The sequence below is a fragment of the Lentzea alba genome, from assembly GCF_011067745.1.
In the GTDB taxonomy this organism is placed as follows: domain Bacteria; phylum Actinomycetota; class Actinomycetes; order Mycobacteriales; family Pseudonocardiaceae; genus Lentzea; species Lentzea alba.
This window is the reverse complement of sequence record NZ_JAAMPJ010000023.1, coordinates 12,517-27,123: the sequence shown is the minus strand read 5'-3', so window position 1 is coordinate 27,123 and position 14,607 is coordinate 12,517. Positions and strand designations below refer to the sequence as shown.

Annotated in this window: 17 protein-coding genes; 10 read left to right on the top strand and 7 right to left on the bottom strand. The window is 67.7% G+C overall.

From position 1 onward, the window contains the following. The first annotated feature begins 13 nt into the window (after nt 1-13). Together G7043_RS47025 and G7043_RS47020 are read left to right on the top strand one after the other, a co-directional pair. Complete coding sequence (locus G7043_RS47025) at nt 14-700, top strand: TetR/AcrR family transcriptional regulator (protein WP_166056228.1); 687 nt, start codon at nt 14-16, stop codon at nt 698-700. Nucleotides 701-765: 65 nt separating this feature from the next. Continuing rightward, nucleotides 766-1,245, top strand: a complete 480-nt coding sequence (locus G7043_RS47020) for a GNAT family N-acetyltransferase (protein WP_166056226.1) — start codon at nt 766-768, stop codon at nt 1,243-1,245. 273 nt (nt 1,246-1,518) lie between these two features. On the opposite strand, the gene G7043_RS47015 is transcribed toward G7043_RS47020, so the two are convergent. Together G7043_RS47015 and G7043_RS47010 are read right to left on the bottom strand one after the other, a co-directional pair. Beyond that, a complete protein-coding gene (locus tag G7043_RS47015) occupies nt 1,519-2,349 on the bottom strand; it encodes a phosphotransferase family protein (RefSeq protein WP_166056224.1) in 831 nt (276 codons plus the stop codon). A 49-nt stretch (nt 2,350-2,398) separates the two neighbouring features. Continuing rightward, entirely contained in the window at nt 2,399-3,037 is a 639-nt protein-coding gene (locus G7043_RS47010; protein ID WP_166056222.1) for a MerR family transcriptional regulator, read from the bottom strand. Nucleotides 3,038-3,099: 62 nt separating this feature from the next. Here G7043_RS47010 and G7043_RS47005 point away from each other — a divergent pair, with 62 nt between their 5' ends. The 5 genes from G7043_RS47005 to G7043_RS46985 all read left to right on the top strand — a co-directional run bounded on the left by G7043_RS47005 (nt 3,100) and on the right by G7043_RS46985 (nt 9,126). Beyond that, nucleotides 3,100-4,008, top strand: coding sequence for a hypothetical protein (locus G7043_RS47005; protein WP_207312670.1), 909 nt, complete (start codon nt 3,100-3,102; stop codon nt 4,006-4,008). Then, complete coding sequence (locus tag G7043_RS47000; protein ID WP_166056219.1) at nt 4,005-4,454, top strand: ABA4-like family protein; 450 nt, start codon at nt 4,005-4,007, stop codon at nt 4,452-4,454. The genes G7043_RS47005 and G7043_RS47000 overlap by 4 nt, the downstream gene beginning before the upstream one ends. A 92-nt stretch (nt 4,455-4,546) precedes the next feature. Further along, nucleotides 4,547-5,761, top strand: a complete 1,215-nt coding sequence (locus tag G7043_RS46995) for a thiolase family protein (protein ID WP_166056217.1) — start codon at nt 4,547-4,549, stop codon at nt 5,759-5,761. After that, a complete protein-coding gene (locus G7043_RS46990) occupies nt 5,758-7,866 on the top strand; it encodes a 3-hydroxyacyl-CoA dehydrogenase NAD-binding domain-containing protein (protein ID WP_166056215.1) in 2,109 nt (702 codons plus the stop codon). Before G7043_RS46995 ends, G7043_RS46990 begins: the two co-directional genes overlap by 4 nt. A gap of 99 nt (nt 7,867-7,965) precedes the next feature. Continuing rightward, nucleotides 7,966-9,126 (top strand): cytochrome P450, encoded by a 1,161-nt coding sequence (locus G7043_RS46985; protein ID WP_166056213.1) that lies wholly within the window; start codon nt 7,966-7,968, stop codon nt 9,124-9,126. 1 nt (nt 9,127) lies between these two features. Here the strand turns inward: G7043_RS46985 and G7043_RS46980 are convergent, their stop codons facing one another. Then, nucleotides 9,128-9,448, bottom strand: coding sequence for a hypothetical protein (locus G7043_RS46980; protein ID WP_166056211.1), 321 nt, complete (start codon nt 9,446-9,448; stop codon nt 9,128-9,130). A gap of 59 nt (nt 9,449-9,507) precedes the next feature. On the opposite strand from G7043_RS46980, the gene G7043_RS46975 reads away from it, so the two are divergent. Further along, a complete protein-coding gene (locus tag G7043_RS46975) occupies nt 9,508-10,026 on the top strand; it encodes an HAD domain-containing protein (protein WP_166056209.1) in 519 nt (172 codons plus the stop codon). 142 nt (nt 10,027-10,168) lie between these two features. Here the strand turns inward: G7043_RS46975 and G7043_RS46970 are convergent, their stop codons facing one another. The 3 genes from G7043_RS46970 to G7043_RS46960 are packed head-to-tail and all read right to left on the bottom strand — an operon-like array spanning nt 10,169 to nt 11,405. Next, nucleotides 10,169-10,672 carry a DUF2199 domain-containing protein gene (locus G7043_RS46970; RefSeq protein WP_166056207.1) on the bottom strand — a complete coding sequence of 168 codons (504 nt, stop codon included), beginning with the start codon at nt 10,670-10,672 and terminating at the stop codon, nt 10,169-10,171. 47 nt (nt 10,673-10,719) lie between these two features. After that, a complete protein-coding gene (locus tag G7043_RS46965; RefSeq protein ID WP_166056205.1) occupies nt 10,720-11,130 on the bottom strand; it encodes a type II toxin-antitoxin system VapC family toxin in 411 nt (136 codons plus the stop codon). Further along, nucleotides 11,118-11,405, bottom strand: a complete 288-nt coding sequence (locus G7043_RS46960) for a type II toxin-antitoxin system Phd/YefM family antitoxin (RefSeq protein WP_166056203.1) — start codon at nt 11,403-11,405, stop codon at nt 11,118-11,120. Before G7043_RS46960 ends, G7043_RS46965 begins: the two co-directional genes overlap by 13 nt. 72 nt (nt 11,406-11,477) lie before the next feature. Here G7043_RS46960 and G7043_RS46955 point away from each other — a divergent pair, with 72 nt between their 5' ends. Both G7043_RS46955 and G7043_RS46950 read left to right on the top strand, forming a co-directional pair. Then, a complete protein-coding gene (locus tag G7043_RS46955) occupies nt 11,478-12,197 on the top strand; it encodes a DUF72 domain-containing protein (RefSeq protein ID WP_390829856.1) in 720 nt (239 codons plus the stop codon). A gap of 14 nt (nt 12,198-12,211) precedes the next feature. After that, nucleotides 12,212-13,906 (top strand): glycoside hydrolase family 5 protein, encoded by a 1,695-nt coding sequence (locus tag G7043_RS46950; RefSeq protein ID WP_313888441.1) that lies wholly within the window; start codon nt 12,212-12,214, stop codon nt 13,904-13,906. On the opposite strand, the gene G7043_RS46945 is transcribed toward G7043_RS46950, so the two are convergent. Beyond that, nucleotides 13,861-14,607 (bottom strand): arylamine N-acetyltransferase family protein, encoded by a 747-nt coding sequence (locus G7043_RS46945; RefSeq protein WP_166056201.1) that lies wholly within the window; start codon nt 14,605-14,607, stop codon nt 13,861-13,863. The genes G7043_RS46950 and G7043_RS46945 overlap by 46 nt on opposite strands.

Below are 14,607 nucleotides of genomic sequence, written 5' to 3'. Positions count from 1 at the left end.
TAGACTAGCGCCTGTGCCAGACGATCCCGGACGCCGCGAACGCAAAAAGCAGGTCACCCGCCGCGCACTGGTGGCCGCGGCGGTGCGGCTCTTCACCGAACAGGGCTACGACGAGACGAGCATCGCCGACATCACCGAGGCCGCCGACGTCAGCAAACGCACGTTCTTCCTGCACTTCCCCACCAAAGAGGACGTGCTGCTGGCCGACGGCGACGACCGCGTCGTCCTGGCCGTACGCGCCATCACCGAACGCACCCCCGGCACGTCACTGCGGGACGCCCTGGCCGACGCGACAGACCAGATGATCACCAACACCGCCGAGGGAGACCTCCCGACCGGACTGGCCGCACTCCGCGCACGACTCGTGGTGACCTCACCGGCTGTTCAAGCCCGTGTGCTGCACACGACCTTCACCGCACAGGCACGCATCAGCACAGCGCTGCGCGACGCCTACCCCCTTGACGAGGTCACAGCCTCCGCCATCGTCGGCGCGTTGATGGGCGCGATCAGCTCTGCGGCCGTCACGAGCCTCGAACGCGGCGACACGCCCGAGGCAACTCTCGCCGCGATGCACGCCGCCAAGTCGCTGGCACTGCACTGCGCTGACATGGCCACACAGATTGGCGAACCTCAACTCGCGCCCGACGCGCACCCTTTCTGCACCCCCACAACTGATATATCGCCTCTAACCCCTTCCTGACCTGGTCTTTAGCAACAACACTTTTGACATCGTCCACAAAAGACTCGTTGCAAAGGCAGCGCGACATGATCAGCACGAACAGACTGGACCTGCTCCCGCTGCGACCCGAGCACGCCGCGGAGATGGCCGAGGTCCTGTCCGACCCGGCGCTGCACGCCTTCATCGGCGGCGCCCCGCTCGAGCCGCAAGCCCTCCGAGCCCGCTACGAGCGCTTGACCGCGGGTTCCCCCGACCCGGCCCAGCACTGGCTGAACTGGGTGATCCACCTCCGCGGCGAGAACCGCCTCGTCGGAACCGTCCAGGCGACGATCGCCGACGAGGTCGCCGAGATCTCATGGGTCGTCGGCACGCCGTGGCAGGGTCGCGGCATCGCGGGCGAAGCCGCACGAGGTCTGGTCAGCTGGCTCGGCACCCAGCCGGTGCACACGGTCGTGGCGCACATCCACCCCGAGCACCACGCGTCCGCCGCTGTCGCCGCCTCCGCCGGACTGACCGCCACCGACGAACTGCACGACGGCGAGGTCCGCTGGCAGCGGCAGCTTTGACAGTTGCCCGAGCGAAATGTCGAGGCTTGCTGCCGGACATATGCCCTCCGAGGAGCAGTCCGTCCCCGAGGAGAAGCCTCCGTTGAAACGAAATCTCCCCCTCGCCGTGGTCAGCCTCACGCTGGCCACGGCGCTCACCGGCACCACCCCCGCCGACGTGGCAGCGATGATCACCGACGGCCGGCTCGACCGGCGCCCTGCTCGACCTCAGCCCGCACCTTTGCAACAAGTCTTTTGCGGACGAAGTCAAAAGAGTCATTGCCATGGGGCGGCTCACCCGGCGTTGGCCTCCAGCCAGGGGACGATCGCGGAGATGAAGCCGTCGGGGCTGGTCATGGGGCGGCCGTTCATGGTGGCGACCAGGTGGCCGATGCCGAACAGGGCGTCCCAGGTGCGGGCGCGGTGATAGGTGGCGGCGGGGACGGCGCGGCGGACGTTGTCCCAGCCGTGCCAGGCCATCTGGGCGGCGTCGATGGCGGGGTCGCCGGGCATGGCCATGTCCCAGTCGAGGATGCCGAGCAGCTTCCCGTCCGCCGACCAGTGCACGTTGGCACCGCTGAGATCGCCGTGCACCAGGGCGTCGGGCACGGGCTCCAGGGCCAGCACGGCGTCCAGGCGCCGCCGTCCCTCGGACTGCCAGCGAGCGGGCAGGCGCGGAATGATCTCCTCGGCGACGACCGCCGACCACGACGGACCCTGTGCCCGGTCGTCCAGGACCGCGAGCAGCGAATCGTCGAGCGGCACCGAGCGCACGGCCTCCAACACCTCGGCCACCTGCGCCGGATCGCCGGCTCCCTCGGGCAGGCCGGCGCCGTCGACCCACGACACGGCGACGGCGGCCCGATCACCGAACGTGGTCACGGGCGTGAGCGGCTCCGGCACCTGGAACGGCAGGCCGGCGGAAGCCAGTTGGCGCAGCACCTCCACACGCCGCGGCATCGACGCGGCACCCAGCGGTCGCTTGCTGACCCGGACGGCGGCGACGCCGGGGATCAGCAGCACGTGGTGGATGTTGCCGTCGGCGGCGACGAAGGCGTCGTCCAGCCGCACTCCGGGCAACAGGGCAGAGGCGATCTCCGGCAAGTCCGGGGTGGTCTCGAGCACGTCCGCAACCTACCGACATTCACACTAGACCCCGCCAATATATTGGATATCAGCTTTCGGGGACGTCGCCGATCACCTCGCGCGACACCTGGGCGTGCGCGAGCCGCCGGACCGCCTTGAGGACGGTGTCGCCGACGAGCGTGCCGACGACCATCGCCTCGATGATGTCGTCGCGTGACCCGAACCGGGCGATGTACTCGACGTCGGCCCGCGCGATGATCTTCAACCCCTCCAGGTAGGGGTCGAGGAGCTCGCGGAAGTGGTCGTGGCCGACCGAGCGCGCCGAGGACAGCGCGGAAGCGAGCATGTGGGTCACGTTGCTCTCGGTGACGTCGACGCACTCGGCCTCGCCCTGCCGCGCGAAGAACGCCTGCACGTCCTCGACCGCGAGCGGGTCGAGCTCCACCGCAGCCGGCTGACTGATGGCCTCCTGCACGGCACCGAGCTTCTTGTGCAGCGAGCCCTCGCGGGTGTCGACGGCGGCGAGGACCTCGCGAACGGCCGCGATGGACAGGCCGCCGACGTCCATCAGCGCGCGCACCAGCCGCAGGCGACGGAGGTGCTCGTCGTCGTAATGAGCTTGGTTCGGGCTGGTCAGCACGCCGGCAGGCAGCAGTCCCTCGCGCAGGTAGTACTTGATCGTCGCCACGGGGACGCCGCTCTTCTTCGAAAGCTCGCCAACACGCATATGGATAGTGTACCTTTCCGATAGCGGAGAGCACCGCTATCCATTCATCCCAGGGGGCTCAGATGTTGAAGACCGCGTACCAGTGGCACCGGCCGTTAATGCTCTTCACGTTGTCCATGGTCGTCCTCACGCCGATCGCCGCGTTCGGCATGCTGTTGGACGACCGGCTGCTGGTCGACTCGCCGATCTGGTTCAAGCCTTTCAAGTTCGCGGTGTCGTTCGTGCTCTACAGCGCGTCGCTCGCGTGGTTCATCAGCATGCTGGAAGGCCGGGCCCACCGGATCGCGTGGTGGCTCGGGACCGTGTCCGCACTGGTCGGCCTCGGTGAGATGGCGGTCATCGTCGGACAGGTCGTCAGGGGGAAGCGCAGCCACTTCAACTTCGAGACGCCGCTGGACACGGCCCTGTTCAGCGCGATGGGCATCATGGTGGTGATCCTCTGGGCCGCGAACCTGGTCATCGCGGTGATGTTGTTCCGCAAGAGGTTCGACAACCCCGCCAAGGCCTGGACGATCCGGTTCAGCCTGGTGATCGCGCTCGTCGGCATGGCCGTCGGGTTCGTGATGACGCAGCCGCGCGCCGGCCAGTCCCCCGAGAAGGGAGTGCTCGGCTCGCACTCCATCGGCGGGCCCGACGGCGGCTCGTACATGCCGCTCACCGGGTGGAGCACCGTCCACGGCGACCTGCGCATCGGGCACTTCGTCGGCATGCACGCGTTGCAGATCCTGCCTCTGCTGATCGCGCTCGCCGGCCGGCGAGCGAACGCGCGCCTCGCGTGGGTCATCAGCGGCGGCTACCTCGGCGCGACCCTGCTCGTGATCTGGCAGGCGCTGCGCGGCCAGCCGCTCATCAAGCCCGACGCGCTCACCCTGACCGTCGCCGCCGCCATCGCCGTCGCGACCGCGCTGGGCGTGGTGTGGGCACGGCAGTCCCGGACGACGACCATCGAGAAGGAGCTCGTGCCCGCATGACCGCCACCCTGTTCAACCTGACGTTCCTGCTGATCGCACCGTTCTGGGCACTCATGATCTTCGCGCCGAAGTGGTCGTGGACGAAGAAGATCGCCGAGTCGTACCTGATCGTGCTGCCGCCGGTAGCGATCTACATCGCCTTGATGATTCCGGTGCTACCGGAGCTGTTGCCGCTGGTCACCAGGCCCGAACTGGGCGCGCTGGCCGAGTTCATGAGCACGGACACGGGCGCGGCGCTGGTGTGGGCGCACATGATCGCGTGGGATCTCTTCGTCGGCCGCTGGATGTACCTGGAGGGGCGTCGGCTGAACGTCCACCCGCTGGTGATGGCACCCGTTCTGGTGATCACGATCCTGCTGGCTCCCGTCGGGTTGCCGCTGTTCCTGATCGTGCGCAAGGTGTGTGACGCAACGAACAGGGGTGCCGCTGTGGTTACTCACCAGTAACTAGGGTTAGAGTTGGCGTTACCGACCGGTAGGGATGTCGCGCACCCCCTGCCGGAGTGGACAGAGTTGTCACCACAAGTGGAGGAGACGCCGTGGCCGCACCAGCAGCGCCGGCACGCGTTCGGAACGTGGTCTTCGTCGACGGTGTCCGTACGCCGTTCGGCAAGGCCGGTCCCAAGGGCATTTTCGCCGAGACCCGTGCCGACGACCTCATCGTGAAGGTCATCCGTGAGCTGCTGCGCAGGCATCCCGAGCTGCCGCCGGAGCGCGTCGACGAGGTCGCCATCGCGGCGACCACGCAGATCGGCGACCAGGGCCTCACGCTCGGTCGCACGGCGGCACTGCTCGCGGGCCTGCCGAAGTCGGTCCCCGGTTACTCGATCGACCGCATGTGCGCGGGCGCGATGACCGCCGTGACCACCGCCGCGAGCGGCATCGCGTTCGGCGCGTACGACGTCGCCATCGCCGGCGGCGTCGAGCACATGGGCCGCCACCCGATGGGCGAGGGCGTCGACCCGAACCCGCGCTTCCTGTCGGACAAGATCGTCGACACCAGCGCGCTCGTCATGGGCCAGACCGCGGAGAACCTGCACGACCGGTTCCCGCACATCACCAAGGACCGCACGGACGCCTACGCGGCCGCGTCGCAGGCGAAGTACGCCGACGCGATCAAGAACGGCAAGATCGGCCCGGAGCTCGTGCCGGTCGCGACCCGTTCCGCAGAGCACGGCTGGGGCCTCGCCACCGCCGACGAGCCGCCGCGTCCGGGCACCACGGTCGAGGACCTGGCCAAGCTCAAGACGCCGTTCCGCCCGCACGGCCGGATCACCGCGGGCAACGCGGCCGGTCTGAACGACGGCGCGACCGGCTGCATCCTCGCCGAGGAGGAGACCGCGCGCGAGCTCGGTCTGCCCGTCGGCATGCGGATGGTCGGCTACTCGTTCCTGGGCGTCGAGCCCGAGGTCATGGGCATCGGCCCGGTACCGGCCACCGAGAAGGCTTTGGAGCGCGCCGGTCTGTCCATTGAGGACATCGGCCTGTTCGAGGTCAACGAGGCGTTCGCCATCCAGGTGCTCGCGTTCCTCGACCACTTCGGCATCGCCGACGACGACCCGCGCGTGAACCAGTGGGGCGGCGCGATCGCCACTGGCCACCCGCTGGCTTCTTCCGGCGTGCGTTTGATGACGCAGCTGTCGCGTCAGTTCGCCGAGCGTCCGGACGTGCGCTACGGCCTCACCACCATGTGCATCGGCATCGGCATGGGCGGGACCGTCATCTGGGAGAACCCGAACTGGAGTGGCAAGTGACCATCACCGCTGAGGAAGCAAAGGCGATCTTCCCCGACGAGGTCGTCACCGTTGCCAAGACGCGCCTGATCAGCGTGCCCGGGCTCGACAAGCCGGTCGCGTTCATCACGATCGACAACGGCCTGGACCACACCCGTCCGTCGACGTTCGGCCCGCAGTCGCTCGTCTCGCTGGGTGCGGCGTTCGACGAGGCGTACGCGGCTGGCCCCGCGGCGATCGCGGTGACCGGCAAGCCGTTCATCTTCGCCGTCGGCGCGGACCTGTCCGCGGTCGAGCAGGCGACGGACCGCTCGCAGGGCGTCACGATCGGCAAGCTCGGCCACGACGTCTTCAAGAAGTTCACCGACTCGGACATCCCGACCTTCGCCTTCGTCAACGGCGCGGTCATGGGCGGTGGCCTCGAGCTCGCGCTGTCGTGCCACTACCGCACGCTGGCGTCGAACGCGGCCGCGATCGCGTTGCCCGAGGTGTTCCTGGGCCTGTTCCCGGGCTGGGGTGGCACGCAGCTGCTGCCGAACCTGATCGGCGCCAACGACGCCGTCACGGTGATCTTCGAGAACGCGTTGAACCAGAACAAGATGCTCAAGCCGAAGGAAGCTCTGGCGCTGGGCATCGCGGACGTGCTGTTCGACTCCGCCGACTACCTGGAGCAGTCGCTGCTGTGGCTGTCCGGCGTCGTGCGTGGCGAGATCACGGTGCCGCGCAAGGAGATCGACCGCGGCGAGGCGTGGGACGCCGCCGTCGCGCGCGCCAAGGCCATTGTGGACGGCAAGACCAAGGGCGCGGCGCCGGGTGCGCAGAAGGCTCTGGCGTTGCTGGAGCTGGCGCGGGAGAACGACCTCGACAAGGGCTACGCCGCCGAGACCGAGGGCCTCGCGGACCTCGTGATGAGCGACGAGCTCCGCGCGGGCCTGTACTCGTTCAACCTGGTGCAGAAGCGCGCGAAGCGCCCGGCCGGCGCGCCGGACAAGTCGCTGGCCCGCAAGGTCACCAAGGTCGGCGTCGTCGGCGCCGGTCTGATGGCCTCGCAGATGGCGCTGCTGTTCATCCGCCGCCTGCACGTGCCGGTCGTGCTGACCGACATCGACCAGGCGCGCGTGGACAAGGGCGTCGGCTACGTCCACAGCGAGATCGACAAGCTGGCGGGCAAGAAGCGGATCTCGCCGGACGAGGCGAACCGCCTGAAGGCGCTGGTGTCCGGCTCGCTCGACAAGGCCGCGTTCGCCGACGCCGACTTCGTGATCGAGGCCGTGTTCGAGGACCTCGGTGTGAAGCAGCAGGTGTTCGCCGAGGTCGAGGAGCACGTCTCCGCCGAGGCCATCCTCGCCACGAACACCTCGTCGCTGTCCATCACGGACATGGCGTCGAAGCTCAAGCATCCCGAGCGGGTCGTGGGCTTCCACTTCTTCAACCCGGTCGCGGTCATGCCGCTGCTGGAGATCGTGCGCGCCGAGCAGACCGACGACGCCACCCTGGCGACGGCGTTCGCGGTGGGCAAGCAGCTGAAGAAGTCGTCGGTGCTGGTGAAGGACGCGCCCGCGTTCGTCGTGAACCGCCTGCTGACCCGCTTCATGGGCGAGGTCATCAAGTCGGTCGACGAGGGCACCTCCTTCGAGGTCGCCGACAAGGCCACCGAGCCGCTCGGCCTGCCGATGTCGCCGATGATCCTGCTGCAGCTGGTCGGTTCCGCCGTCGCGCTGCACGTGTCGGAGACGATGCACGGCGCGTTCCCCGACCGTTTCTCGGTGTCGGAGAACATGAAGAAGTTCGTCGCCGCGGGCAAGGGCGCCGTCTGGCAGTGGGACGCGTCCGGCAACCAGACCGTCGACCCCGAGGTCCAGGCGCTGTGGGAGTTCGGCTCCTCGCCGCTGACGGGTGAAGAGGTCAAGACGCGGGCGCTGGAGGCGTTGGCCGAGGAGATCCGGATCATGCTCGACGAGGGCGTGGTCGCGGAGGCGCAGGACATCGACCTGTGCATGCTCCTGGGCGCCGGGTGGCCGTTCTGGCTGGGCGGCATCACGCCGTACCTGGACCGCACCGGCATCTCGGAGAAGGTCACGGGCAAGCGGTTCCTGGCGCCTGGCGTGGCGTCCGTGCCTGCCTGACGTTCGAACGCCGAAGCCCGGCTCCCACCTCGACGGGAGCCGGGCTTTTTCGTCTGCTCAGACGTACACCGACCGTGATCGTCGTCCTACTCTCGGTGCATGGCCAGAAGTTATCCCTTCGCCGAGCCCGATCGGCTGGACATCGACCCCGGCCTGACCGACGCACCACCTTTGCTGCGCGTGAAAATGCCGTACGGCAAGGAAACCTGGCTCATCACAGGGCACCAGGAAGCACGAGCGGTGCTGAGCGATCCCCGGTTCGTGCGCACCACCGCGGACCCGCTCGACGAGCCGCGCATGGCCGAGCACAACAACGCGCCCGGCATCCTGGCCCTCGACGCGCCGCAACACACCCGGCTGCGCAAGCTCGTGACGAACGTCTTCACCGTGCGCCGCGTGCAGGCACTGCGCCCACGCGCCGTCGAGGTCGTGGACGCGCTGCTGGACGACCTGACTCCACCGGCCGATCTGGTGGAAGGCCTGGCCCGCCCGTTCCCCATGCTGATGATCACGACCCTGCTCGGCGTGCCGCGGGAGGACCACGAGAGGTTCGGCGTGTGGGCGGACAGCTTCCTCAGCACCGGCGCGGTTCCCACCGACGTCGCGGCGGAACACTACGCCGCGATCTGCGGCTATCTCGCGGACCTGGCTTCACGGCGTGCTCCGGCGCCGACGGACGACCTGTTCGGCGCGCTGGTGCGCTACCTGAACGCCGGCGAACTCACGATCGACGAGCTCGTCATGGTCACGTTCAGCATCCTGGTCGGCGGCCTGGAAACCGTGAAAACCCAGCTGCCCAACATGGTGTACCTGCTGCTGACGCGGCCGTCACTGCGTTCGGACCTGCACGCTGACCTCTCTCGGCTGCCCGGCGCGGTGGAGGAGATGCTCCGCTACATCCCGCTGCCGACGACCGCCGTGTTCGCGCGCTTCGCCACCGAGGACGTGCCGGTGGGAGACGTCGTCATCACGCGGGGCGAACCGGTGCTCGTGGAGGTGCCGGTGACGAACCGCGATCCCCGCGTGTTCGCGAACGCCGACGAACTGGACTTCGCCCGTGATCCCAACCCGCACCTGGCGTTCGGTCACGGGGCACACTACTGCCTCGGCGCACAGCTGGCGAGGCTGGAACTCCAGGTCGCGCAGGAACGCCTGCTGATCCGCATGCCGGGGTTGCGCCTCGCCGTGCCGGAGCAGGAGCTCGGCTGGAACCGCGGCTACCTGGTGCGTGGCGTGACCGCGCTGCCGGTCGTCTGGTGAGTCAGTCCTCGGTTTCGGGCTGGTACTGCTCCGCGCTGCCGTCCTTGCGGACGAAGTAGGCCTCGATGTTCGTGGCGCGCAACGTCACCTCGGACCCGGCCACCAGGTCCCGGTAACGCAGCAGGTCCGGCAGTCCGATCGCGACGATATCGAACGGGTGCTTCTGGCGCAGCATCAACGACCTGCGCAACGCCTCGCTGAACGCCCGGCGCGGTGAGTCGTCGTCTTCGGGGACCTCTACCAGCGCGCCTTCGAGCTGACGTTCGAGCGCGGCCCGCACCTGGTCTGCCGTGCCCCAGGCCGCGATCTCCGTGAGAGTCATGTGTCCCGTATCGGGAAAAATCACGGGATCATTAGCCACTCGGATGTTTCGATCAGGTCATGTTGTCCCGTCCCGCGATCCTGCTCGACGTCGACGGTCCGCTGAACCCGTACCTCGCGAAGCCGACACGGCGCCCGGCCGGTTACACCACGCACCGGATCCGCCCCTTCGGATTCTCCCGGCCTCTGCGTGTGTGGCTGGACCCGTCACACGGCCCGTGGCTGCTCTCGCTGGCCGCCGCGACCAACGCCGACCTGGTGTGGGCGACGACGTGGGAACACGAGGCGAACGAGTTCATCGGGCCACGCCTCGGCCTGCCCGAGCTGGAGTGGATCGACTTCGGCGGACGCGGCTCCGACCACCTGAACGGCCACCACGGCAAGATCCCCGCGATCACCGAGTGGGCCGGCACGCGGCCGATCGCGTGGTTGGACGACGAGTTCCAGCCGCGCGACCCGGAGTGGGCAGCGTCCCGGCCCGGCACTCTGCTGGTGCCAGTCGATCCGCGCAAGGGCATCGGCATGGACCACCTGCAACAGGTCCAGGCGTTCCTCGCCGACACACCCGCGCGAGCCTGACACCAACCGATATATCAGTCGCACCACCTCACGTACTGCCCCACATACCGCCCCTTGCAATGAGTCTTTTGCGGACGAAGTCCAAAGTCTCATTGCTAAGGGGCAGGTCAGCAGGGTCGGCGGTGTGCGATATATCAGTTGCTCACTGGTGCAACGCGATCTCCGCGAACTCCTGGACGCGTGCGACCGTGATCCCCTCGCGTTGCTCGACCGCGAGCGGATGGTCAGTGGGCTCCAACTCGACCAACGGCCGGACGCCGAGCTCCTGCGTGTGCAGGTTGGTCTTGAGGTCGAGCGTCGTGGGCTTGTAGCCGGGCAAGATCACCGACAACCAGCCGAAGTACGGCGGCTCCTGCACGCGGGCCGGGCCCTCGAAGACCTCGGCCATGCGAACGAAGTTCGCCTTCGAGAGAGACACCCACACACCCCACTCGAAGTCGTCGTCGGCGTCGCGCACCGGCAGCACGATGCGTCCGCGCACGAAGAAGTGCTCGTTGTCGATCACGCACTGCTCTTCGGCGAGCATGTTGCCGGGCCTCGCGGCGAGGTCCGGATTCCAGTACACCGGCGCGGCCATCGTGTAGCCGAACGGGATGCCGTCGTGTTCCTGGCCGCAGCTCTTGCAGGTGAATCCCCCGGAGATCATGTCGAGCACCCTAGGGGTCGGCAGTGCTCCGCGAGGAGGATTCGCGCTCAGACCTGACGGATCGGCACGACCTCGACGAGCCGGTCGAGGTCCTTGAAATCCCGGACGTTCATCGTCAGCACCGGCATGCCGGCGACCGACGCCGTGGCAGCGATCTGCAGGTCCATCCGGCGCGGCCGCGGACTGCGACCGGCACGCCGCACCAGCGAGGCCATCTGCCCGTAGACCTTGGCCTCTTCCAGGCCGAACGGCAGCACCTCGAACGTCTGCATCGCCGCGTAGTAGCGCTCCGTGCGGGCGGCTCGCTCGACCGGGTCGTCGATGTCGATCCCGAACGCCAGCTCCGCGATCGTGACCGCGCTGAGGAACGGCTGGGCGTTCATGTACGCGCCCAGGTCCGCCCGCTCGAGCCTGATCAGCACACAGGTGTCGAGCAGGCAGCGACTCAGGTCTGCCACGGGTCTTCCAGCGGGTCGTCCGCGCCGAAGACCTCGTCGGCCGCCTTCCGGTCCGCGTCCCAGCGCTCCGCGTCGACCGGCGGCAGGGTGCCGAACAGCACCTGGATGTCGCCGAGCGGCGGCCGCGACACGACCTCTTCCCGGTACGGCAAGAGCTGCGCGACCGGCTTGTTGTTGCGGGTGACGACGAAGCCCTCGCCCGCCTCGACACGGCGCATGATCTCCGCGTTGTCGTTGCGGAGCTCACGCTGCCCAATGGCTTTGAGCTGCTGCATGCCACCACTGTAGCTCAAACAGTGAAGAAGTGCTACAGAGTAGCTACAGGCTCCCGTGGCTATCCGGACGACGTGATCAGGATCGGCACGTCCGGCTGGCGCTACCCGGAGTGGCGCGACGGCTTCTACCGCAACGTCCCGCAACGGCGCTGGCTCAGCCACCTCGCCACGCACGTCTCGACAATCGAGATCAACAGTTCGTTCTACCGCCTCCAGCCGTCGACGTACTACCGCAAGTGGGCAGCCGAGACCCCGCCGGACTTCATCTTCGCCGTCAAGGGCCCGAAGCTGATCACGCACGTCAAACGCTTGCGGCACGTCGAGGATCCGCTCAAGACCTTCCTCGACACGCTCGCCCTGGGCTCGAAGCAGGGCCCGATCATCTGGCAGCTCCCACCGAGCCTGCGGTTCGACCCCGCCACCCTGAAGGACTTCCTGGCGGCACTCCCGCCCGGTCGGCACGCCCTCGAACCGCGACACGAGTCGTTCCGCGCTGACGCCTACTTCGACCTGCTACGCGCGCACAACGTCGCCCACGTCGTGTCGGACGCACCGACGTTCCCGTGCATCGAGGCCGTCACCGCCGACTTCGCGTACGTCCGCCTGCACGGCCACGACGAGCTGTACATCAGTTCCTACAGCGATCGACAACTCGACGAGTGGGCACAGAAGATCCGCGACTGGGACCGCGACACCTACGTCTACTTCGACAACACCATGAAGGGTGCGGCGACGGGCAACGCCCAGGGGCTGGCGCAACGCCTCGGCATGCCGATAACTTCACATATGTGAAGATGACTCACGTCTTGGCCACCCTACTCCTGGCCGCGAGTCTCGTTGCTCCCGCGCAGGCGGAACCGGCGTCCTGGACCGGTCCGTTGAGCACGCGCGGACGGTGGATCGTCGACGCCCACGGCGACCGCTTCAAGCTCAAGTCCGGCAACTGGCACGGTGCGAGCGGCACCTGGAACGGTTCCGGCGACATCAACGACCCCGCCAACCACCACGCCGGCGAGAAGGCCGACCAGGTCCCGCTGGGCCTCGACCGCGCCACCACGGCCACGATCATCAACAGCTTCAAGGAGATCGGCGTCAACAGCGTCCGGTTGCCGTTCTCCAACCAGATGATCAAAGACACGAACCCGGTCAACGGCCTGAAAGACGCGCAGCTCAACGGCAAGCGGCCACTGGACATCTACGACGCGGTAGTGGCCGAACTGACGCGCAACAACCTCGCCGTCATCCTCAACAACCACACCACGACGTCCAGGTGGTGTTGCGGCGTCGACGGCAACGAACGGTGGAACACAAGTCAGAGCACGGACCAGTGGGTCAGTGACTGGGCGTTCATGGCCGACCGGTACAAAGCCAACAAACGCGTCGTGGGCGCCGACCTCTACAACGAGGTGCGTCGCAACGTCTGGGACGACCCGAACTGGGGTTGGGGCAACGACCACGACTGGCACAAGGCCTCGCAGCAGGCCGCGGACCGCATCCAGCAGACGGCGCCGGACCTGCTCGTCATCGTCGAGGGCATCAACTGGACGGGCATCCCTGTCGACGGCTTCGCGCACGGCCGGCCGACGCTGGAGCCGGTCCGCTTCCTGAGCCACACGCTCGCCAACACCGACAAGCTGGTCTACTCCGCCCACTTCTACGGCTACACCGGGCCGAACCACAGCGGTGCCACCGGAGTCGGTGAGACGAGCGACCCGCGCTACCAGGACCTGTCACCGCAGGAGCACGCCGACGTCCTGCAGCGCCAGGCGTTCTACATCACCGAGGCGCAGAAGCACTTCACCGCACCACTGTGGATCAGCGAGTTCGGCGTCGGCGGCATCGACGAGTCGAACCAGAAGGCACGAGCCTGGTTCGAGCGCTTCGTCGACCAGCTGATCGCCAAGGACACCGACTTCGCGTACTGGCCGCTGGTCGGCTTCCACACCAACCGCACCGGGAACAGCTGGGCGTTGTTGCGCTGGGACGCCAACGGAAACCGCATCAGCGTCAACGACGGCGACGACTGGCGCGCCGGCGCGTGGAACCGGCTCGTCAACGCTCCGAGCCGCGCCGGTCAGATCCCGCGCGAAACCCGGTGGAACATGCTCCTCAAGGAATCGTGCCCACAGAACGAAAAGCTCGTCGGCATCAGCCACACGGGCAACCGCGGTCTGTGCGTCAGCGGTCCACAGTGGAGCGGCACCACCAGGGTCACCAACGAGCAACACGTGACCCACGACTGGGCGGCCGGCTACACCAAACTCCAGTGCCCGTCCGGAAACGCGGCCGTCGGCTACGCGAACTTCACCCTGATCTGCGCGCCGGTCGCCACCGGAACCAGTACACGGGTCCTGTGGTTCGACCGCGGCGACAACCGGCCGGACCAGGGCGGTGACTGGGCAAACGGGCACTACAAGGGCCAGTGCGCGCAGGACGAGCACATCGCCGGCGTCGCCTACAACTGGCGCAGGACCCCGGACGCGCTGCTCTGCCGGAAGTGACTGTGTTCGAATTTGATGGCGAAGTGCTCCAGGAAAGCGGCCGCGGGATCCTCGACGTCGGTTGAGGTCTTGCGGCCGCCTTCGCTCACCACGACCTTGTCGCCGGCCACGGTGATCCGCCCGTCGGGCAGCGCGAGCGACGCCATCGGCCCCTTGCGGAAATGCGACTCCGGCGCGGACTGGTGCCACCAGCACGTCGGCACGAACTCCGCGAGCCCACGCGGCCGCCGTTCGATCCGGTACACGGCGGAACCGTTCATCAGCACGTCCACGTCGTCACCGTGATCCACCAGCCGGAACACCCCGAACGGGTCCTGCTGGTCCTCGCGCGTCGTCCACGACAACGGACGCAGGGTGAACGAGCCGAACCCGACGTCGACCAGCCACGCGTCGTCGACCAGCAGCGTCATGTGGTCGAACGGCGGACCCAAGCCGTTCGCTCCGAACACCCGCGCGGCCAGAATCTCGACGCGATACCCCAAGTCCCGCAACAACTCCGCGAACAACCCGTTGAGCTCGTAGCAGAACCCTCCGCGCCGCCGCACCACGATCTTGTCGTACAGCCACGGGATCTCCAGCACGATCCTGGTGTCCATGTGGGTGTCGAGGTTCTCGAACGGGACGCTCAGCAGATGCCGTTCCTGCAGCTCCGCCAACGACGACGAGCGAGCGGCACCGATGCGCTGTAGGTATTCCTCCAC

Excerpts from the sequence above, each read along its gene's own strand:
- G7043_RS47020 (WP_166056226.1), top strand. The coding sequence starts at position 766 with ATGATCAGCACGAACAGACTGGACCTGCTCCCGCTGCGACCCGAGCAC.
- G7043_RS47010 (WP_166056222.1), bottom strand. The coding sequence starts at position 3,037 with ATGCGTGTTGGCGAGCTTTCGAAGAAGAGCGGCGTCCCCGTGGCGACG.
- G7043_RS47005 (WP_207312670.1), top strand. The coding sequence starts at position 3,100 with ATGTTGAAGACCGCGTACCAGTGGCACCGGCCGTTAATGCTCTTCACG.
- G7043_RS47000 (WP_166056219.1), top strand. The coding sequence starts at position 4,005 with ATGACCGCCACCCTGTTCAACCTGACGTTCCTGCTGATCGCACCGTTC.
- G7043_RS46985 (WP_166056213.1), top strand. The coding sequence starts at position 7,966 with ATGGCCAGAAGTTATCCCTTCGCCGAGCCCGATCGGCTGGACATCGAC.
- G7043_RS46980 (WP_166056211.1), bottom strand. The coding sequence starts at position 9,448 with ATGACTCTCACGGAGATCGCGGCCTGGGGCACGGCAGACCAGGTGCGG.
- G7043_RS46975 (WP_166056209.1), top strand. The coding sequence starts at position 9,508 with ATGTTGTCCCGTCCCGCGATCCTGCTCGACGTCGACGGTCCGCTGAAC.
- G7043_RS46970 (WP_166056207.1), bottom strand. The coding sequence starts at position 10,672 with ATGATCTCCGGGGGATTCACCTGCAAGAGCTGCGGCCAGGAACACGAC.
- G7043_RS46960 (WP_166056203.1), bottom strand. The coding sequence starts at position 11,405 with ATGCAGCAGCTCAAAGCCATTGGGCAGCGTGAGCTCCGCAACGACAAC.